Here is a 19,954-nt window from a genome sequence, read left to right on the forward strand (position 1 = left end):
TACCAAAGGAAGAGGGAGACAACTTATGTATTACAAAACAAGAGGTTATCGTATATTCAATGTGTTTAATACTTGCTTTCTAATCCTGCTCGCACTGATGTGTATTGTACCTTTGATTCACGTGCTGGCTGTATCCTTTAGCGCGAAGTCGGCAGCTGATGCCAATTTGGTAGGATTATGGCCAAAGCAATTCTCTCTGGAAGCTTATAAAAAGACAGTAAACAATCCAATCTTCCTACACTCCATCTGGGTATCTGTACAAAGAACCATACTCGGGACTGGACTTACACTATTAATTACTTTTCTGGCAGCCTACCCGTTGTCCAAAGAAAACTCAGCCTTCAAGGGCCGTAATGTCTACTCTTGGTTGTTCGTTTTCAGTATGGTGTTCAACGGCGGATTGATTCCATTTTACATTGTGATTCAAAAGATTGGTTTGATGGATTCCTTCTGGGTACTTGTTCTGCCAGGTGCGGTAAATACGTTCTTGGTGATTCTGATGCTGAACTTCTTCCGTGGTATTCCAAAAGATCTGGAGGAGGCCTCGCTTATAGACGGAGCCGGACATTTCCGTACGTTGTTTAGCATTTACTTGCCGATTTCTTTACCATCGATCGCTACGATTGCCTTGTTCAGCATGGTATTTCATTGGAACTCCTGGTTCGATGGACTATTGTATTTGAATAATTCCAAACAATTTCCACTGGCGACATTCCTGCAGACGGTTATCATTCAACGGGATATGAGCTCCATGAGCATCAATCCAAAGGAAATGGAGCTGATCTCGCAGACGACGGTGAGAGCCGCGCAAATATTTATCGGAGCCGCTCCAATTTTGATCGTATATCCTTTCCTGCAAAAATATTTTGTTAAAGGGATGACACTTGGTTCTGTAAAGGAGTAGCAATGATGACAACTACATTTATCAATGGAATGGATATCTCGTTTCTGGATGAAATTGAACAGGCACGGTATGTTGGATTACTTGCGATCTAACTGATGAATTGGCAGAAACAAGAAGACAGCTTAAGGTTAATTACCTTGAGCTGTCTTCTTTTTAATTTCCAGAAGAAGGATTGGCCTTTCCTGATACCTATAAACAAGCAACATTTCAGTATTTCAGGAAATTGATTCAGAGCAGCAAGAGTAAAAATAAGGCTTTACTCCCATACTACCGTTATCTTGGACCTGAGCTTCACCATAACCTTTAGGAGGAATGCGGATGAAACAACATTCTGCTCCCACCATCTATATACAGCTTAAAAATCGGGTGATGGTTCCCAAGGGTAAAGGTGTCACATTGGGTGATATTGCTTTTTTGATAGCGGAGCCTGAGCTGAAAGAGTCGTTGGAGACAATTCTCTTAATGAAGCCGGAGCAAAGTGACGGCAATCTGATTTTGATTGATCTGTTGATGGTTATCCCCCGGATATATGAACTTATACCGAATGCAGACATTGAACCGATCGGTGAAGGGAGGACGATTGTACAGATTGAGAGTCAGGTGGAGAGACGGAAACCTTCGGTGGCGATGTTTGTTTTAGTGTGGCTGCTGCTTTTCTTTGGGTCTGCTCTGACGATTATGAACTTTCATGCTGATGTAAATATGCTGGAGGTACAAATTCGAATTGTGGAGATGCTAACGGGTCATCGGGATGAGCATCCCTATATATTTCAGATTGCTTATTCTCTGGGCATCGGGTTTGGGATGGTCATTTTTTTCAACCATTTATTTAAAAAGAAGTGGAACGAGGAGCCTACTCCGCTGGAAGTGGAAATGTATCTGTATCAGAAGAACATCGACCAATATGTCATCAATGAGGAATACAGCAAGATGAGGCGCCGTAGTGAAAACCAATCTGAGAATACGGAGGACTGAAGATGACGGCACCCATAGCACTGGGACTAAATTTGCTGCTGGGCATTGCGGGTGGTATTGCTGTAGGCGGTGGAGTGATCGCTCTATTTGTTGTGCTGGATATGGTGCCGCGTCTGGCGCAATTAACCTCTTCTTACGATAAAGTTCATTGGTATGAAGGCGCGATGGTAGGTGGATCTTTAGTAGGTACTGTTAGTGATTTTTGGAATTGGAAAATTACCTCAGGTCCTCTAGTTGAACTTGGTGTAGGACTATTTGATGGGATTTTTGTCGGGATGCTCGCTGCAGCATTGACCGAGGTATTAAATGTGCTGCCGATACTCGCTAAACGCTTAAATATGACACATTATCTATTCGGTCTGTTAATGGCGATGGTGAGTGGGAAGGTCGCGGGTTCTTTGTTCGACTGGTTTGTATACCGACAGTAAACAGGGGGTTATGAAATGAGCAAGTTTATTCACAGCGGTGATTCTGCACCGGAAGATGACCATCTGGAAGATAATGCTGCAGCTGCTGCAGCAATGAAGACAACTGCAGCGGATCTAGTTGCAGATCACACAGAACCTGTAGGAGCTTCAGCTATCGGGGAAAGTGAAGATTCAGCGGAAAATTCTACAACATCTGAAACTAGCCAAGACCAGCAGGATGCAGAGGCGTCAGCCGAATTAGGCACTGAGCTGCAAGACGCAGATGCAACTGCGGAGCAGGGAACAGAGCAGCAGGATGCGGAAGCGACTGCCGAGCAGGGAACAGGGCAACAAGATGCAGAAGCATCGGATGAGCTCGGCAATCAGGAGCCCAATGAGCCGAGTAAAGGTTTTTTTGCCAGGTTATTTGGTATGGATTCAGAGGATTCGGAATCAGATGATGAGGCACAGGATCAGAATGCTCAGGCAGCAGGAGGCACAGATAACGGTACCGGAACCGGGGAGGGTTCTCAAGCTCAACCGAAGCCTTCGAAGAAGCAGGCGAAGCAGCAGACTCAGAACAAAGGGAAAAATAAGCTGCAAGACAAACGCGATAGTGAGCATTCTAACTCATTAAAGGAATCCGTTATTTATTGGCAAGGCAATGATCATATCCCAGGTTCTCTACAAGAAACAAAAAACACGCTGACCGAAGTGATGGGACTGGGATCAAGTTTTGATGTGACGTTTAGAGAAATGTCCTTTGGGGGACATAAGACAGCTTTACTCTGTTTAAGCGGATTCACCAACGAAGATGTAACGGATGAAATTCTGAAACGACTAACCTACCTTTCTTCAGAAAATTTGTCCGCAGGTGTGTTAGGTAGCTTTATGAACGAATACATCCCTCATATTCAAGTTGAAGAGGGTAGTGTATTAAGTGAATGTTTCGATAAAGTATTAAAAGGAATGAGCGCACTATTTATTGAGGGTGAGAACAAAGTTATCCTAATGGATACTCGATCTTACCCAATGCGAAGTCCGGATGAACCCTCGATTGATCGGGTGGTACGTGGTGCGCGTGATGGTTTTACAGAAACCCTGCTTAGTAATATTTCACTTGTAAGAAGACGGATACGTGATCCGGGGCTGAAGCTTGAAATGTTTCAAGTGGGACGGCGGACACGGACAGATGTCTGTGTGGCTTACATCGATGATATCGTTGATAAAACTCAGGTTACGTCTGTCATCGATAAAATCAACAGCATCGATATCGATGGTATTCCACTGGCGGATAAGCAATTGGAGGAAGCGATTATCGGCGGAGGGTGGAACCCTTATCCTATGGTGCGTTATTCTGAACGTCCTGACGTTGTAGCCTCCAATTTATTAGAGGGACGGGTCATATTATTCGTGGATACCTCGCCCATTGTAATTGTTCTTCCGACCACCTTTTTTGATCTTTGCCAGCATGCGGAGGAGAATCGCCAGACTCCTTTTATGGGGACATATCTGCGGTGGGTCCGTTTCATCGGCATCTTCGCTTCCATGTTCCTGCTGCCGTTATGGATGCTGCTTGTTATCCATCCTGAGTTAAAGCCTGCTATGCTGGATTTTATCGGGCCGCAAAAGACAGCCAGAATTCCTATTCTCGCTCAGTTTCTGATTGTAGAGCTTGGGGTTGATTTGCTGCGGATGGCCGCCGTGCATACCCCAACACCTTTAGGCTCAGCGATGGGTCTGATTGCAGCCATATTGATCGGTGATATAGCGGTGCAGAGCGGTCTGTTTGTAAACGAAGTAGTACTGTATATGGCGGTAGCCTCAATCGGTATGTTCGCGACTCCGAGTTATGAGCTGGGTCTGGCGAATCGTATAGTCAGGCTTGTGTTATTAATTGCCGTAGCGGCGTTCCAGGTACCAGGCTTTATGATTGGCACGACGTTACTGACTATCTTCTTAACCACTCATCGGTCCTATAACTCCTCATATATGTGGCCGTTTATACCCTTTAATGCAAAGGCAATGAGTGAAATTCTATTGCGTAAACCGGTCTTAAGTTCGAAGGAAAGGCCGTCTTTTAACAAAACCAGAGACAATACCAGAATGCCGCCATCTCAAGAGAATGAGTAACAATCGTAGGAAAATACAAAACTACTGCAAATTAGTCCATTCAATGGAGTTCCCACTGTCTGTTATACTGAATACACTAAGACAGGGTGGAACCTTGATATTCCACAGAAATTGGAGGACTAAAGAATGTTTCTACACGGTACTAGCCGCATTAACGATGCTGGGCATTTGGAGATCGGCGGATGTGATGTAACTGAATTGAAGGCGGAATATGGAACCCCGCTATATATATTGGACGAGCAATTGGTTAGACAACGTTGCCGGGAATATATGGATGCTTTTAAAGCCTCCGGCCTTGGTTTCCAAGTAGCTTACGCAAGCAAGGCGTTTTCAGTAATGGCAATGGTTCGTTTGGCTGATGAAGAAGGTTTGTCACTGGATGTTGTATCTGACGGCGAACTATATACAGCTTTGCAAGCTGGCTTCCCGGCAGAACGTATTCATTTTCATGGTAACAATAAGACATCTGAAGAGATTGAAATGGCGATTGATGCCAAAATCGGCTGCTTTGTAGTCGATAATCTGGTAGAGCTTAACCTTTTGCAGTCCATTGCCGCACGTAAAGAAGTTAATGTGAACATCTTATTGCGGGTGACACCAGGTGTAGAAGCGCATACTCATGAATATACCGCAACTGGCCAGACGGATTCCAAATTCGGTTTTGATATCGGTAATGGATCGGCCTATGAAGCAGTGAAAGCAGCAGTCAGCAAAAAGAATATCACGCTGCTTGGTGTGCATTCCCATATTGGTTCGCAGATCTTTGAAACCGATGGTTTCCAGCTGGCTGTTGAGCGTGTGGCAACTTTTGCCCGCAGTGTTAAAGAAGGCTTGGAAGTGGACTTCCGTGTAGTCAATCTTGGCGGAGGTTTCGGCATTCGTTATGTTGAGGGAGATACCCCACTACATGTTTCTGAATATGTTGCAGCGATTACGGATGCAGTGAAGACTCATTTTGCGGGAATTTATAGTGCTTTGCCGGAAATTTGGGTGGAGCCGGGCCGTAGTATTGTTGGAGATGCAGGTACTACATTGTACACTGTAGGATCTAACAAGGACATTCCTGGCGTGCGTAAGTACGTTGCTGTTGATGGTGGAATGACCGACAATCCACGCCCTGCTTTGTATCAGTCTAAATACGAGGCATTGCTTGCTAACCGTGCTAACGAAGACGCAACTGAGACCGTCTCCATCGCTGGTAAATGCTGCGAGAGCGGAGATATGTTGATCTGGGATGTAGAGCTGCCGAAGGCTGAAAGCGGCGACTTGTTGGCTGTAGCCTGCACAGGCGCGTACAATTACTCCATGGCCAGCAACTATAACCGTCTTCGCCGTCCGGCTTTAGTATTCGTACAGAACGGACAAAGCGATCTTGTAGTGCGTCGTGAAAGCTATACTGATCTTATTGCCAACGATATTGTTCCAGAGCGTATCGCCAAACAGACAGTTGTTGCTAAGTAATAGCCTGCTGCTGTAAGGTGGGTAAGGTTGAGCAGCATACAGAGCAAGCAGGAAAGTCTCCTGCTTGCTTTGCTTTGTGCGTGGTTTCATAGTAATATAATTGAGGTATTCTAAATTTGTTAATTTTGAAAGGGGTCATTTACATATGGCAAAGCAAGCGAAAATCACTCTAGAAAATGGCGGCGTAGTGCTGCTGGACTTGTTCGATCAAGATGCACCTAACACTGTAGCCAACTTTGAAAAGCTGGCAAAAGAAGGTTTCTACAACGGATTAACATTCCACCGTGTTATCCCTGGTTTCGTTGCTCAAGGCGGATGCCCTAACGGAACTGGATCTGGCGGTCCAGGATACACAATCAACTGCGAAATTAACCCAAACAAACACGAACGCGGAACACTTGCTATGGCACATGCGGGTAAGAACACAGGCGGAAGCCAGTTCTACATCTGCTACGCTCCACAACCACACTTGGATGGAGTACACACTGTGTTTGGTAAAGTAGTAGAAGGCATGGATCTTGTTGATGCTTTCAAAGGACGCGACAAAATGACTTCGGTAGAAATCATCGAAGCTTAAGATTTAATAGTTAAAAAGCCAGTCTCCGAATATCGGGGCTGGCTTTTTAGTGTTGTTAAAGAATCCGCCTAACCTGTGTACGCCGCGAATTGCGCCGTTCTGGCAGCCAGAAGAATATCAAATACATGGCAAGAAACACAGTGAAGGCAAACAGCTCTTCAACAAGCAGGTAATAAGGATAAGGTCCAAAATAATCCAATACGGAATAGGTGCTAGGCTTCTGGGATAGGAACATGTAGTTTGAGCCTAGGAAGTAATTAGCAGTCCAGATGCAGGCAGCCACAATATTGAGGCCAAGCATGGTGATGAGTAAGGATCTCCAAGTCGGCTTGTAGCCCTCAATCCAGGTCATATAAAGAGACGCCAGAATAATAGAACCATGAGCTATAAAAAACAGGAGAAAGCGGAAATGAGGGAACGGATAAACTAGGTTAGGGGTAAGCAACGCAATAAATGCTCCGCCGATCCCGGCAAAGTAGAGAAAGGAATAAAGGGTTCGACTGCGTGAAATTAACATGATAATAGACAGCAGTAGAGTGATTCCACAGAGCTCGAACGGTAATGAGGAGCTGGAGCGCCAGATGTTCTGAGAGATGTACCACATTTGCAGCCCGGCTTCTGAGACTACAAGTAGAATGATTAGCAGCAAACGCACACTTTGCCGAAGTCTTGAATCTGCACGAATTTCAAACCGTAAGCCATAGAGCAGTAGACAACTTAACGTAATGATAGACAGCGCAACCCAATGCGAAGATGAGAACATGATGAAATCCTCCGCGTGCTGGCGATCAAAAAAAGATGAAAGCTGCATAGACAAACCTCCTTTGAACGTGAAAACATCCATCAAAAATAAAGTTTGAGAATTTTAATAATATTGATTCTAGATATCCATAAATTGGGTATATATGTATATGTTCTGTCAACTCCACCACATAAGGAAGACTTTTCATTATATTAACATAAGATGGGGCGCTGGGTGCGGAATTACATATGAAGCTTTTGAACAAACAGGGGTGGAGAACAATTAGAAGAAGAAAATGGAGGCAAAAAGAACATGTTTAAGAAAAAAATAAGTGTAATGGTCATTATTTTGATGCTTGTGGCACAATATGCCTATGGCATCGGATTTGCTCCGCAAGTAAAAGCGGCTGCGATTGATGACGAAAGAAATATCATCACCAGTGTTTCGATGGCTGTTTACGGGCCAGATGGAATCACAGTCACGAATAGCGTATACGAACAAGATGCTAATGTTACCTTGGATTATAATTGGTCTCTTCCTAAAAATCATAATTACAAGCAAGGTGACACTTTTACTTTTCAGCTTCCAGAACAGTTCCAGCTATTTAATGATTTTAACGGACCGTTGGTCTCTGAGGATGGAGATGTAGGGAGCTTTGAAGTCAGGCAAATTTCACATGAAGTGATAATGACTTTTAATGACTACATAGAAACGCATGATGACGTGCAGGGAACGCTGCGGTTAAATACTAAATTCGATAAACAGAAAATCTCGGGCAGTACTATTCAGAATATTTTATTTCCCGTGAGCGGCGGTATTCAGACAGTGACAGTGAATTTTAAACCAAGTGTTGGATCGACTATAGAGAAGAGAGGTATTCCCGGAGGCTTCAATGCGAACCAAATATTATGGACTGTTGATGTCAATAAGTCTTTGGAAGCCGTGGGGAATGCCATTGTGACGGACCCCATCCCTTCAGGCTTATCATTAAATACTCCAGTCACTGTGAGCGTGTATCAACTGAGCATTCAATTGGATGGTTCAGTAACGGAAGGAGCATTGCTCGACACAAGCAAATACTCTGCAGAGCTCTCCGGAGGGTCACTGATTGTCCGTTTTACGGAGCCTGTGATTAAAGAGGCTTACCGTATTGTATATTCCACAGGGATTACTAATGACCATCAGCTAAGCTTCACCAATACTGCAACTTTTTCAGGAGATGGGCAAGAGCCTGCCAGCTCCTCTGCCACAGTGAATGTAGAACGTGGAGGAAGCTTGAAAAAGTATTCCACAAGCTATGATGGGGGCAAGCAGATCATTTCCTGGGCAATTGAATATAACTACAGTGAAAAGAACATCCCGCAAGGAAACGCTGTGTTAACAGATTTGTTCGATGATTCTCAAGAGCTGGTAGCCGATTCATTAAAAGTATATGCTGTGCAGCTGGATTCTTCCGGTGGTGCAACGTTAGGCAATGTTTTGACAAAGGATGTTGACTACACGGTTGTTTCCACCTCAGACGTTCATAAGGCTGGATTTGTATTGCAATTTGTACACGATGTTACTTCACCATATCGAATCGAATATAAGACAAAAGCGATAAAGCGCGTGTTTGAGGATGTCACCATAACTAATACAGTCTCCGATAGTACGTATAGTAATCAGGCTACCCGATTAATCCGGTCTTCCATTCTTTATAAGACTTTATCAACCGTAGATTATCAGAATAAAACATTGGGCTGGAAGGTCACATTGAATAGTGACAATTACCCGATGAGCCATGTTGCAGTTACCGAATCCTTCCCATTTGGCGGCCTAAAGTTTATTCCGGAATCACTGGTGATTAGAAATCTGAATGGAAATGTTTTAAATCCGAATAACTATAATCTAGTATACAACTCACCTGTCGAGCCTAATAAAGGCTTCAAGGTAGTGTTTAATTCACCGATATCTGGTCTTTACACGATTAGCTATTTTACAGAATTTAACAAGGATTGGATTTGGGCTAAAACTGAAAATTTCAACAACAAAGTTCGCTTAGACTGGATGGACTCTACTGAAGCCTTACGCACGATAGAAGCAGAAGGGTTATTCATTCCTAGACCTGAAGCGAAAAACAATGGATTTAAAGGGGGAGCCTACGATGCTTCAACTAAAGAAATTACTTGGACGATAGGCGCCAATTATAACGGCAAAACCCTCGAAGCTCCGGCGCTTGCAGATATTTTAAAATCAGGCCAGACCTTGGTTCCTGGTTCACTTAAAGTTTACACTATGAATATTGCAAAGAATGGTGATCCTACCAAGGGTGGAGAAGTGAATCGTAATAAATATACCTATAGCTTAAATAACGATAATGAATTAAAGGTCATTTTTACAGATACGATTAACTCCGCTTTCTACATTGAATTTAACACAAGTCTTGAAGGGCAAATAATAGGCACTACTATTGATAATAAAGCTAATCTCTATGATGGAACAAAAGTGGTTTCCAAAGATTTGACCGCCTCCGTAAATATTCCTTTTGGAGAGGATTATGTGCTGAAGGACGGCACACAAAACGGGGATAAAATCGACTGGAGCCTGCAAATTAACCGGGGGCAGTCTACTGTAAAGGATGCTTTAATCAAAGATACTCCTAGTGCTAATCAAATTTTGCTGCAGAATTCATTCCATCTATATCCTACGGCTGTAGCTGTGAACGGAGATATCACGAAAAGCGGCCCTGAATTGATTCAGGGTATTGATTATAGCGTAGTTATTACAACGGATGCCGATGGAAAACAATCCTTTGAGTTAAGCTTTGCCAAGGAAATCAGCAGGGCTTACATTCTCGAATATCAATCCCTGATTGTGGCTAACACTGGAGACAAAGTAATAAATACTGTACATTTCAGTGGTTTTAACGGCAGCGAAATAAGTAAAGAGACCTCCAAAGAAATTATTGTCGGGGTCTCCAGCGGTTCTGGCACAGGCAGCGGGGTTAGAGGCACCCTCAATATTAAGAAGCTAGATGCTGAAGATAACTTAAAAGCGCTTGGTGATGCGACTTTTGCATTGTATCGACTAAATGGAGCGGAACGTGTATTGATTAACAGTCTAACTACAGATGCAGAGGGTACAGCTACATTCAATAAAATATGGCTGGGTAGCTATGTATTGGTGGAGACAGCAGCTCCAAATGGTTACGTGCTCGATACATCCGAGCATCCAGTGGAGATTCGTTCCTCGTCAGCGATTCAACTGGTGATTACGAATCAAAAAGCAGTGGAGCCAACGCCTACGGCAACACCAGAACCAACCGATGCTCCAACAACAACACCAGAGCCAACCGTAACACCTGCACCATCAACAACGCCAGAACCGACGGTTTCTCCATCACCAGAAGCGACTGCTGCACCTACACCAATCCCTACAAGCAGCACATCTGGAGGTTCGGTGGTACCCACGTCTACAAGTTCGCCCGTACCAGGGGTAATTATTAATGATCCAGCTGTTCCTGCTGGTCCTAGAATTGCCGCCGATCTAGGATCCGCGACATCAACCGATGAGGGAATTCCTGAGCAAGAGATAACCGAAGATGAAATTCCTTTAGGAGAAGTTGATATCGCCGATGAAGAAGTACCAAAGGGTACGGTGAACAATAGCACTTCGGTTGCTCCTCAGCTGCCGAAGACAGGTGAGAATAGTCCAATGCCACTGTATCTGTCGGGAATTGGGTTGATAACGATAGGCTTTGTTTTGAACCGAGTATTTAGACGTAGGGGTAAGACGGAGTGATTGAGACTAGTGTGATTTAAGATTTTATGCAAAAGCACCCAGCATGATAAATGCCGGGTGCTTTTATGCTTTTTTTGAAAAATTTATGGCTGATTCTTATGTGTACCGGGACTGAAACTTTTCTTCCTGGCAGTAGTGGCGCAGCATCAATGGTGAGAGCTTTCCCGTTCACGAGTGCTTTGACACTGCCCACAGTCATAGTAACGGTGTTCTCGGCGTGCTTAAGCTAAAGATCAGTAGCGGTCGGCGATGCTTAGCTGTCGCGGTATGAATGAAATGGCCCCTAGCATAGTTAAATAAGATGGATAATAATATTAGAGGAATTCCTCACTTATAGCAGAGTTGGTATGAAATGATCTTAAGGCTTTATGTTATGAAATCTTATCATTTTCTTAATGGATGAGATTGTACAAAAAATCCCTGCAAGCATCATTCGCTCACAGGGAAAGAGGTTTCAAATTCAGTTTGTTTGCGTGTGCTTTTGGCTGTAATGGTTCCGCCGTGAAGTTCTGCAATACTCTTGGCTATGGCGAGCCCTAAGCCACTTCCGCCTGTCTCTCGGGAGCGGGATTTATCGACACGATAAAAGCGTTTAAATAAGTGGGGGAGGTCGGATGCAGGGATAGGAGTACCATAATTCGTACATACAGCAACTATTCTACCGTCTTTTCTAACAACAGAAATGTCTAGAATTTTTCCTTCCTTTCCGTATCTTACGGCATTGGTAAATAGGTTCTCATACAATCGCACCAGCTCGTCCGCATCTCCGTTGATGATCAGAGGAGCTGTATCCGTATGAATGCGGTAGATCATATCTGCTTGTTCCAGTACGGGTGCAAATTCCTCAATCAGCTGTTCGAGCAGCTTGCCGAGATCTACAGGCTCAATATTTAGCGGTAATCCGCTGCTGCTGACGCGTGTGTATTCAAATAAATCGTCGATTAGCTTTTTAAGAGTCAGAGATTTCTCATAGGCAATATTCACATAATAACGCAGCTCAACCTCGTTTTTATAACGATCCTTCTCCACATATTCAAGGAATCCGAGAACAGAGGTTAGTGGGGTTCGGAGGTCATGGGACACACCTGTGATTAGGTCATTTTTGGCTTTTGCAGCGGCTCGTTCTTCCTCTATAGCAGATTTTAGCTTGCCAGCCATTGTGTTCATATTTTCAGCGAGCTTTCCGAGTTCATCCGTACCTAATACCGGCACCTTGAAAGACAAATTGCCATCCGCAATGGCCTGAACTCCGCTCGTAATGTTATGAAGATTCTTAGTTGTATTTCTGGACAGTTTTAGGATGAAAAAAATAAATAAAGGAATCCCTATAAGAATTACAACTGGCGTCGATCCAATTGTATTGATCACCCAGAGAATGAGTCTGACTCCCCAAAAGGAGCGCGAAGGATTTAACCACAGCAATAGTGAAGTGCCATAATAGCTGCCCATTAAGATTAAAGCGGTGAGTGCTAGGCTTGTTAAGCTGAAGCCAACTATTTTCCAGGATAGGGTATCGAATCGTTTAAAGTTCAACTAGAAGGACCTCCTTTTTCCAGTTTGTAGCCAACGCCCCATACCGTTTTTAAGTATTGTGGTTTACGCGGATCTTCTTCTATTTTTTCTCTGATTTTACGAATATGCACCATGAGTGTATTGGTGCTTTCCAGGAATTGTTCTTTCCATACTTTGGCGTAGATCTGCTCCATGCTTAGGACTTGTCCTCTATTACGGGCGAGCAGCTCTAGAATCGCAAATTCTCGAGGGGTAAGTTTAACTGGCTGATCATCCACACTAACTTCATGCGTAACCGAATTAATAACCAAGCCATCAATGATGATTTCATCCTGTTTGGCGTTTAGATCTGCCATGTAATTTCGAGTTCTGCGCAGCTGGGATTTAACACGGGCAACTAACTCCAGCGGACTAAAAGGTTTCGTAACATAATCATCTGCACCTACGCTAAGTCCGGTGATTTTATCAAGTTCCTGCCCTTTAGCAGATAACATGATGATCGGAAATTTTTGCGTTTCACGAATTTTAATACAAGCCTCAATGCCGTCCATATTAGGCATCATGATATCAAGAACCATTAGGTCTATAGTCTCTCTATTGATAATTTCGAGTGCTTCCAGCCCGTCTCTGGCAGTTAACAGCCGATAGCCCTCGTTCTCCAGATAGATCTGCATTAGTTTAATAATCTCGGCTTCGTCGTCCACCAATAGCAGCGTTCCGTTGTGCATTTCTCAGCGTCCTTTCTTGCTTGTAAAGCAATCTTGCTATAAGAAGTATACAACATTTTCTTGTTTGGAAGCCTCATTTGAAGACCAGTGAAGGCAAAGGAACTGTATAGCAGCTAATAAATTAGTGGAATAAAAGACCAAATCCCCCACAGCATTATGCCAGTTTGTTTTTTCTTTTAGCTTGCTCTGATCGCTGTGCCTCAATCCATGTTTTGATCTGTGGATAATACATTCCCAGCCATGCCCCTAACATGCAGTTCTGGAATCTTTTTTAAGAGTTGTCATGATAGAAATCTTCCTTTCTTGTAGTGCTTAAACTCTATTTAACAGGAGACTTCTTAACAACGCTGGCAGATAAAAGTAAAGGGAAACTTAATAGTTTCTTAACAAGTCTTAAGAATTAGGAAGCTACTATGCTATAATAATTTCAAATTAAATATGTTGGGGGTAATTTGGAATATGTGGAAGGAATTTAAAGCTTTTGCCTTGAAAGGAAATGTTCTTGATTTAGCGGTTGCGGTCATTATTGGAGCTGCATTTGGAAAGATTGTAACTTCATTAGTAAATGACATTATTATGCCAATTGCAGGTTTGCTTACTGGTGGGATAGATTTGAAGGATCGGGTGCTTGAAGTCAGTACGGACCTGAAAATACCTTATGGACTATTTTTACAATCGGTTGTGGATTTCTTTATTATTTCATTTTCCATTTTTCTGGTTATCAAGCTGGCCAATAAATTTCAGCGCAAAGAAGCCGTTAAAGTTGAAGTGGTAGAGACTCCAGCACCTGCAGAGGATATCGTGCTGCTTACGGAAATTCGTGATCTTTTGAAACAACAAGAACGTGGTTTGTAATCATGGAATATAACCAAGAAGCGCCAGGAGTCCTTGTCCTGGCGCTTCTTGGTTTCCTTTTATAAACTCAGTACAATCTATAATCTAGTTACAAATTTTAAGTAAATATAATAAACGCACTTGCATTTCGCTGGTGTAAGTGATAATTTTGTTAGTAAGGAAAACTTGAACCTCAATTAAATAAAGGATCAATCCTTCAGGGCAGGGTGTAATTCCCTACCGGCGGTGATGCTGTTGTAGAAGTAACTTATTAAGTTCATCTACAGTGCTCAGTCCGCTACCCGGCTCGCGTTGTTGACGCGAACGGTGGACCTGGTGAAATTCCGGGACCGACAGTATAGTCTGGATGGAAGAAGGAGAGGTTGACCGCTTGTCTGCAATGGACTGGCGGATCGCAGTGTTTCCATATAATTATGTGCGATATTTCACAATACCCGTCGATTGACGGCTATTTAAGCACACTTTTATTTGGACTGCCGATTAACTCTCGCATAACCCATCTTGAACTCCTCCTGGAGAATGAGATGGGTTTTTCTGTTTTTTTAGCTTAAGAATAGACAGCAGTGGATAGGAGGAAGAGATGGACAACATGAATGATGATTTTTATATGTCGCTAGCACTGGACATGGCCGAACGTGCCCAAGGACAGACGGGAATTAACCCTGTTGTTGGCTGCGTTGTGGTGAAGAATGGAGCAATGATTGGACTCGGAACTCATTTACAGCGAGGTACGGGGCATGCCGAGGTGCACGCTTTGAATATGGCAGCTGGGCAGGCACAGGGCAGTACGGCATATGTCACACTAGAACCGTGTAGCCACTATGGAAAGACTCCACCTTGCAGCCAAAGGCTGATCGATGAAGGGGTAGCTAGAGTTGTGGTTGCTTGTGAAGACCCCAACCCACAGGTGGCAGGAAGAGGAATCCAAATGCTGCGTGACCAAGGGATTGAGGTCGAAGTTGGTTTGCTGCGTGATCGCGCGCTTCGATTGAATGAGCGTTTTATCAAATATATTTTGACAAAACAACCTTTTGTTACGCTGAAGAGTGCTAGCACGCTTGATGGCAATCTGGCTACCAAATCTGGTGACAGTAAATGGATTTCGAATGGGGAAGCGCGGGAGATCGTACATACGCTGCGGCATCGGCATCAGGGCATCATGGTCGGTGTGAATACAGTGATTGCTGATAATCCCTCTCTGACAACAAGAACAGAAGTGCCTGGCATTAACCCGACGCGGATCATCATTGATTCCGGGCTACGTATTCCTCTGGATTCGGCAGTTGTATGTGATGGCCTAGCGCCTACTCTTATTGTAACAACCGATGCTGCAGATCCTGCTAAGAAGGCTGCACTGCTGAAAGCAGGTGTTCAAATCGTTGTGTGCGGAGCAGGTCCAAGAGTGGATCTGAAGGCGGCCATGATATCCCTTGGCGAAATGGAAATTGGCTCTATTTTGCTTGAAGGCGGGGGAACGCTGAACGGTGCGATGCTGGAAAGCGGGCTAGTGGATCGTGTGATTCTCTTCTTCGCTCCAAAAATTGTCGGTGGTGGTGCAGAAGCGAAAGGGACTTTCGTATTCCCGGGTGTAGAGCTGATGAAGGATGCGATCTCACTTGAAGGATTGGAAGTAAAAGTGCTAGGAGATAATGTATGTATCAGCGGTACTCCGGTACGCTAAAAAAGTTTTAAACGAAGTGAATTTGAGGAAGTAATGCTTTTTAGGAGGGATATCATGTTCACCGGATTAATTGAAGAGGTTGGTGTTTTGCGCAGTGTCTCCGCCGGTGGGGAAATGATGGTGCTGAATATTGCCGCTTCGGTCATCATGGATGATCTAAAAATCGGTGACAGTGTGTCCGTCAATGGGGTTTGCCTTACGGCGACAACTTTGGGCGATCATTCCTTTACAGTGGATGTAATGCCACAGACCTACCGGAATAGCAACCTGAAGGAACTGAAGCCCGGCAGCCGGATGAATCTGGAACGAGCGATGGCAGCTGGCGGGCGTTTTGGAGGACATATTGTTCAAGGACATGTTGATGGCACTGGCATTATTAAGAGTGTAAAACGTGATCAAAATGCTGTCGTATTCGAGATTGCATCGGATCGTAAATCACTATTTAAATATATTATCCCTAAGGGATCGATCACGATCGACGGCATTAGTTTAACTGTAGTGAAGACTACGGCCTCATCGCTGGCAGTGTCCATTATTCCGCATACGTTAGGGGAAACAGTACTGACGCACAAACGGGCCGGGGATAGTGTGAATATCGAGTGTGATGTACTTGGCAAATATGTAGATCATCTGTTGCATTATGGCTCAGCCGCCCAGGATGAGGAAGGCGAGAGCAGCTCCGGGATTAGTCATGATTTCTTGGCGGCGAACGGGTTTGTTTAAATAAAGAGTTTGCTTACGAAGAAGGGAATAATCTTTCGTAAAGCTTTTAGGAGGATAGGATCATGAGCGAGCAATCGAAAAAGGAAAGTGTCTTGGATCCGATTGAAGATGCAATATATGACTTAATGCGCGGTAAAGTCATCATTGTAGTGGATGATGAAGATCGTGAGAATGAAGGGGATTTTATAGCCCTTGCTGAACAGGCGACACCAGAGGTCATCAATTTTATGATTACTGAGGGACGTGGATTGGTTTGTATGCCTATTACCCAGGAGCGTGCGGCAGAACTTGAACTGCAAGCCATGGTAACCCACAATACCGATAATCACGGTACGGCTTTTACCGTATCTGTTGACCATATTGATACAACCACTGGGATCTCTGCGGGGGAAAGATCTTTGACCGTTAAGGCCATGATCGATCCAAAAGCGAAACCTGCTGATTTCCGCAGACCGGGACATATGTTCCCGCTGATTGCGAAAAAAGGTGGCGTTCTGCGCCGCTCCGGACATACGGAGGCTGCTGTTGATCTAGCGCGGATGTGTGGCGCTTATCCAGCCAGTGTCATTTGCGAGATTATCAAGGAAGATGGCTCAATGGCCCGCTTACCTGATCTAATCGAAATTGCCCGCAAGCATGATCTTAAGCTGATCAGCATCAAGGATCTTATTCATTATCGCAATGAAAAAGAACAACTCGTCACGCGAGAAGTGTCTGTACGACTTCCTACCGACTTTGGGGATTTTCAGACCATAGCTTATACAAATGAAGTGGATGATAAAGAGCATGTAGCTTTGGTAAAAGGAGATATTTCCGGCGATGAGCCAGTACTTGTACGTGTTCATTCCGAATGCCTGACGGGTGATGTATTCCACTCCCATCGTTGCGATTGCGGCCCGCAATTTGAAGCTGCACTGCGGCAGATCGAAACTGCCGGCAGGGGCGTGTTGCTCTATATGCGCCAAGAAGGCAGAGGCATTGGCCTTATCAATAAGCTTCGGGCTTACAAGCTGCAAGAGGAAGGTCTTGACACTGTAGATGCGAATCTAAAGCTTGGTTTTCCAGCAGATCTGCGTGATTATGGAATTGGAGCACAAATTCTGAAGGATCTGGGTGTGCGCCAAATCCGTCTGCTCACGAACAACCCGCGTAAGATCAAAGGGCTGGAGGGTTATGGATTGGAAGTCGTTGAGCGCGTGCCGATACAAATGCCGGAGAACAAGGACAACACCAACTATCTCCACACGAAGCAAGCGAAGCTTGGACATATGCTGTCTTTTGACGATATTGAACAAAATGAGGATTCGAAAGCTTAACCATACATTATAAAAAACGAAGGGTAGATGATGGATATGCCGAAATATTTAGAAGGACACTTAGTTTCTGAGGGGTTAAAATACGGAGTTGTTGTAGGACGTTTTAATGAATTTATTACCAGCAAGCTTTTGTCAGGTGCACTCGATGCCTTTAAACGCCATGGTGCCGGTGATGATGAAGTGGATGTTGCTTGGGTTCCAGGGGTATTTGAAATTCCATTGATCGCGCAAAAAATGGCTGAAAGCGGCAAATACGACGCTGTAATTACCTTAGGAACGGTTATCCGTGGTTCCACTACACACTATGATTATGTATGTAATGAAGTTGCCAAAGGAGTAGCCGCTATCAATCTTAAGACCGGCGTGCCAACCATTTTTGGCGTAGTTACTACTGAAAATATTGAACAGGCCATCGAGCGTTCAGGAACTAAAGCAGGCAATAAAGGTTGGGATGCTGCGACTGCTGCGATTGAAATGGCGAATCTTAACAAACTGTTTAAGTAAGTCAGCTATTGACGAATCAGTCGAATTCGTGCTTATTTATAGTATAAGAAGAAAGCATGGATTATAAGAGCCCTTTCTACTTGTGTAGCGTCCAGACGGGCGCTGCACTTTACTTTTTTTGGCGGGAGGATGCTTCGTGACTGTATTGTACAAGCTGGAGACGTTTGAAGGTCCGCTGGATCTGCTCTTGCATTTAATTGATAAGGCGGAAATCGACATCCAGGACATTCCGGTCGCCGAGATCACCGAACAGTATATGGAATACCTGCGTAGCATGCAGGAGCTTGAATTGGATATTACGAGTGAATTTCTCGTGATGGCCGCTACCCTTTTATCTATAAAGAGCAAGCTATTGCTGCCCAAACCACCGGTCATTGAGATCGATGATTTTGAATATTACGAAGAGGATGAATTTGATCCACGAGCTGAACTTGTTCAGCGACTGATTGAGTATCGTAAGTTCAAGAGTATTGCTGTACATCTAATGGATATGGAGAGCGAGCGGAGCTTGATTTTTACGAAGGAGCCTGAGGATTTGGGTCCATTCGTGCCAGAAGAGATTGATCAAACGCTAAAAGGACTACATACCTCAGACTTAATAGCCGCTTTTCGTAAAGCGCTAAGTAAGGCTGCCAGAAGGTCTTCTTACCAGCGGATCACCCGGGATGAAATATCGGTAAAAGATCGTATACGTGATGTATCAGATGCGCTGCAGCGCAGAGGAACAGGCGGTAAGCTGCATTTCTCCGCACTGCTTCACGATGAAATGGCACGGCACGAAATCGTAGTTACTTTTCTTGCGATTCTGGAACTGATGAAAATGAAGGCGATTTTTTGCTACCAAGAGAAATTGTTTGATGACATCGTAATGGAGTGGAGAGGAGGAGAACACTTCAATGGATTACAAAACGCTGAAATCGATTATTGAGGGTCTGCTGTTTCTATCAGGGGATGAAGGAATCTCTGTGCGCCAAGTGGCTGAAATTACGGAACAGCGCCCAGAGCTTGCGGCCGGAGCATTAGAGGAACTGAAAGAAGATTATGTAGCACAGGAGCGGGGCTTACAGGTAGTGCAAATTGCCGGGAACTATCGGCTGGCTACATTGCCTGATCATGCCCACTATTTTGAGCGTCTGGCCTATTCACCATCCAGATCAACCTTGTCTCAGGCTGCCTTAGAGACTCTCGCAATCGTGGCTTATCGCCAACCGATTACGCGGGTGGAGATTGAAGAGATCCGGGGTGTGAAGTCGGAACGTGCAATTCACACGCTGAATAACAAGGATTTGATTCATGAGGTTGGTCGTGCGGAAGCGGTAGGCCGGCCAATTCTGTACGGGACGACTAAATCCTTCTTGGAGAGCTTTGGTCTTGCCAGTCTAAAGGATCTGCCGGAACCAACAAACTTTGAGTCCACGGATAATTTGGAAGAAGAGACGCAGCTATTGTTCAATAAGCTGGATACTCAAATGACGTTTGAGGATGTCGAGCTGCCTTAGTTCGTACGAGAACGCTAATAATTGTATTGAAGGGACTGCCCTTAAACCATTTATGTGGTTTGGGATAGTCCCTATTTTTATTTAAGCTCATATTTTTTATGCAAACCCCGAATTTTTTCCAGCTTAAATTGCCATACTAAACCAAAGGTTCCCATTA

At 44.3% G+C, this 19,954-nt stretch carries 17 protein-coding genes and 1 riboswitch; of the genes, 14 read left to right on the forward strand and 3 right to left on the reverse strand.

Annotated features, from left to right (window positions below; genetic code table 11):
• Positions 1–25 precede the first annotated feature (25 nt).
• From NST45_RS06450 to NST45_RS06475, 6 genes are all read left to right on the forward strand, one after another.
• Complete coding sequence (locus NST45_RS06450; protein ID WP_076104427.1) at positions 26–904, forward strand: carbohydrate ABC transporter permease; 879 nt, start codon at positions 26–28, stop codon at positions 902–904.
• Between the two features lie 318 nt (positions 905–1,222).
• On the forward strand, positions 1,223–1,879 hold the full coding sequence (locus NST45_RS06455) for a stage V sporulation protein AA (RefSeq protein WP_036676129.1): 657 nt from the start codon (positions 1,223–1,225) through the stop codon (positions 1,877–1,879).
• 2 nt (positions 1,880–1,881) lie between these two features.
• On the forward strand, positions 1,882–2,307 hold the full coding sequence (locus tag NST45_RS06460; protein WP_036676132.1) for a stage V sporulation protein AB: 426 nt from the start codon (positions 1,882–1,884) through the stop codon (positions 2,305–2,307).
• Between the two features lie 15 nt (positions 2,308–2,322).
• Positions 2,323–4,419 (forward strand): spore germination protein, encoded by a 2,097-nt coding sequence (locus NST45_RS06465; protein WP_339825198.1) that lies wholly within the window; start codon positions 2,323–2,325, stop codon positions 4,417–4,419.
• 126 nt (positions 4,420–4,545) lie between these two features.
• A complete protein-coding gene (lysA, locus tag NST45_RS06470) occupies positions 4,546–5,880 on the forward strand; it encodes a diaminopimelate decarboxylase (protein ID WP_036676133.1) in 1,335 nt (444 codons plus the stop codon).
• 145 nt (positions 5,881–6,025) lie between these two features.
• A complete protein-coding gene (locus NST45_RS06475; protein ID WP_036676135.1) occupies positions 6,026–6,457 on the forward strand; it encodes a peptidylprolyl isomerase in 432 nt (143 codons plus the stop codon).
• A 55-nt stretch (positions 6,458–6,512) separates the two neighbouring features.
• Here NST45_RS06475 and NST45_RS06480 read toward each other — a convergent pair whose 3' ends face one another.
• On the reverse strand, positions 6,513–7,268 hold the full coding sequence (locus NST45_RS06480) for a TIGR02206 family membrane protein (protein WP_036676136.1): 756 nt from the start codon (positions 7,266–7,268) through the stop codon (positions 6,513–6,515).
• A 243-nt stretch (positions 7,269–7,511) separates the two neighbouring features.
• On the opposite strand from NST45_RS06480, the gene NST45_RS06485 reads away from it, so the two are divergent.
• Positions 7,512–10,979, forward strand: a complete 3,468-nt coding sequence (locus NST45_RS06485) for an LPXTG cell wall anchor domain-containing protein (RefSeq protein WP_076213583.1) — start codon at positions 7,512–7,514, stop codon at positions 10,977–10,979.
• Positions 10,980–11,408: 429 nt separating this feature from the next.
• Here the strand turns inward: NST45_RS06485 and NST45_RS06490 are convergent, their stop codons facing one another.
• Together NST45_RS06490 and NST45_RS06495 are read right to left on the reverse strand one after the other, a co-directional pair.
• Positions 11,409–12,512 (reverse strand): HAMP domain-containing sensor histidine kinase, encoded by a 1,104-nt coding sequence (locus NST45_RS06490; protein WP_076213580.1) that lies wholly within the window; start codon positions 12,510–12,512, stop codon positions 11,409–11,411.
• Entirely contained in the window at positions 12,509–13,219 is a 711-nt protein-coding gene (locus tag NST45_RS06495; RefSeq protein ID WP_076213577.1) for a response regulator transcription factor, read from the reverse strand. The genes NST45_RS06490 and NST45_RS06495 overlap by 4 nt, the downstream gene beginning before the upstream one ends.
• A 459-nt stretch (positions 13,220–13,678) precedes the next feature.
• On the opposite strand from NST45_RS06495, the gene mscL reads away from it, so the two are divergent.
• From mscL to scpB, 7 genes are all read left to right on the forward strand, one after another.
• Positions 13,679–14,074 carry a large-conductance mechanosensitive channel protein MscL gene (mscL, locus tag NST45_RS06500; protein WP_036676141.1) on the forward strand — a complete coding sequence of 132 codons (396 nt, stop codon included), beginning with the start codon at positions 13,679–13,681 and terminating at the stop codon, positions 14,072–14,074.
• Positions 14,075–14,262: 188 nt separating this feature from the next.
• Positions 14,263–14,436, forward strand: a riboswitch (FMN riboswitch).
• A gap of 218 nt (positions 14,437–14,654) precedes the next feature.
• Positions 14,655–15,755: a bifunctional diaminohydroxyphosphoribosylaminopyrimidine deaminase/5-amino-6-(5-phosphoribosylamino)uracil reductase RibD gene (ribD, locus tag NST45_RS06505; protein WP_076213574.1), complete on the forward strand. Its 1,101-nt coding sequence runs from the start codon at positions 14,655–14,657 to the stop codon at positions 15,753–15,755.
• A gap of 54 nt (positions 15,756–15,809) precedes the next feature.
• On the forward strand, positions 15,810–16,478 hold the full coding sequence (ribE, locus tag NST45_RS06510; RefSeq protein ID WP_076213571.1) for a riboflavin synthase: 669 nt from the start codon (positions 15,810–15,812) through the stop codon (positions 16,476–16,478).
• Positions 16,479–16,540: 62 nt separating this feature from the next.
• Positions 16,541–17,794, forward strand: a complete 1,254-nt coding sequence (locus tag NST45_RS06515; protein WP_076213568.1) for a bifunctional 3,4-dihydroxy-2-butanone-4-phosphate synthase/GTP cyclohydrolase II — start codon at positions 16,541–16,543, stop codon at positions 17,792–17,794.
• A 36-nt stretch (positions 17,795–17,830) separates the two neighbouring features.
• Positions 17,831–18,298, forward strand: a complete 468-nt coding sequence (ribE, locus tag NST45_RS06520) for a 6,7-dimethyl-8-ribityllumazine synthase (protein WP_076104483.1) — start codon at positions 17,831–17,833, stop codon at positions 18,296–18,298.
• 136 nt (positions 18,299–18,434) lie between these two features.
• Positions 18,435–19,226: a segregation/condensation protein A gene (locus NST45_RS06525; RefSeq protein ID WP_036676147.1), complete on the forward strand. Its 792-nt coding sequence runs from the start codon at positions 18,435–18,437 to the stop codon at positions 19,224–19,226.
• Positions 19,195–19,797 carry an SMC-Scp complex subunit ScpB gene (scpB, locus tag NST45_RS06530; RefSeq protein ID WP_036676149.1) on the forward strand — a complete coding sequence of 201 codons (603 nt, stop codon included), beginning with the start codon at positions 19,195–19,197 and terminating at the stop codon, positions 19,795–19,797. The genes NST45_RS06525 and scpB overlap by 32 nt, the downstream gene beginning before the upstream one ends.
• Positions 19,798–19,954 lie beyond the last annotated feature (157 nt).

Origin of the sequence: Paenibacillus sp. FSL R7-0163 (assembly GCF_037969975.1) — a bacterium.
Lineage (GTDB): Bacteria > Bacillota > Bacilli > Paenibacillales > Paenibacillaceae > Paenibacillus_AQ > Paenibacillus_AQ odorifer.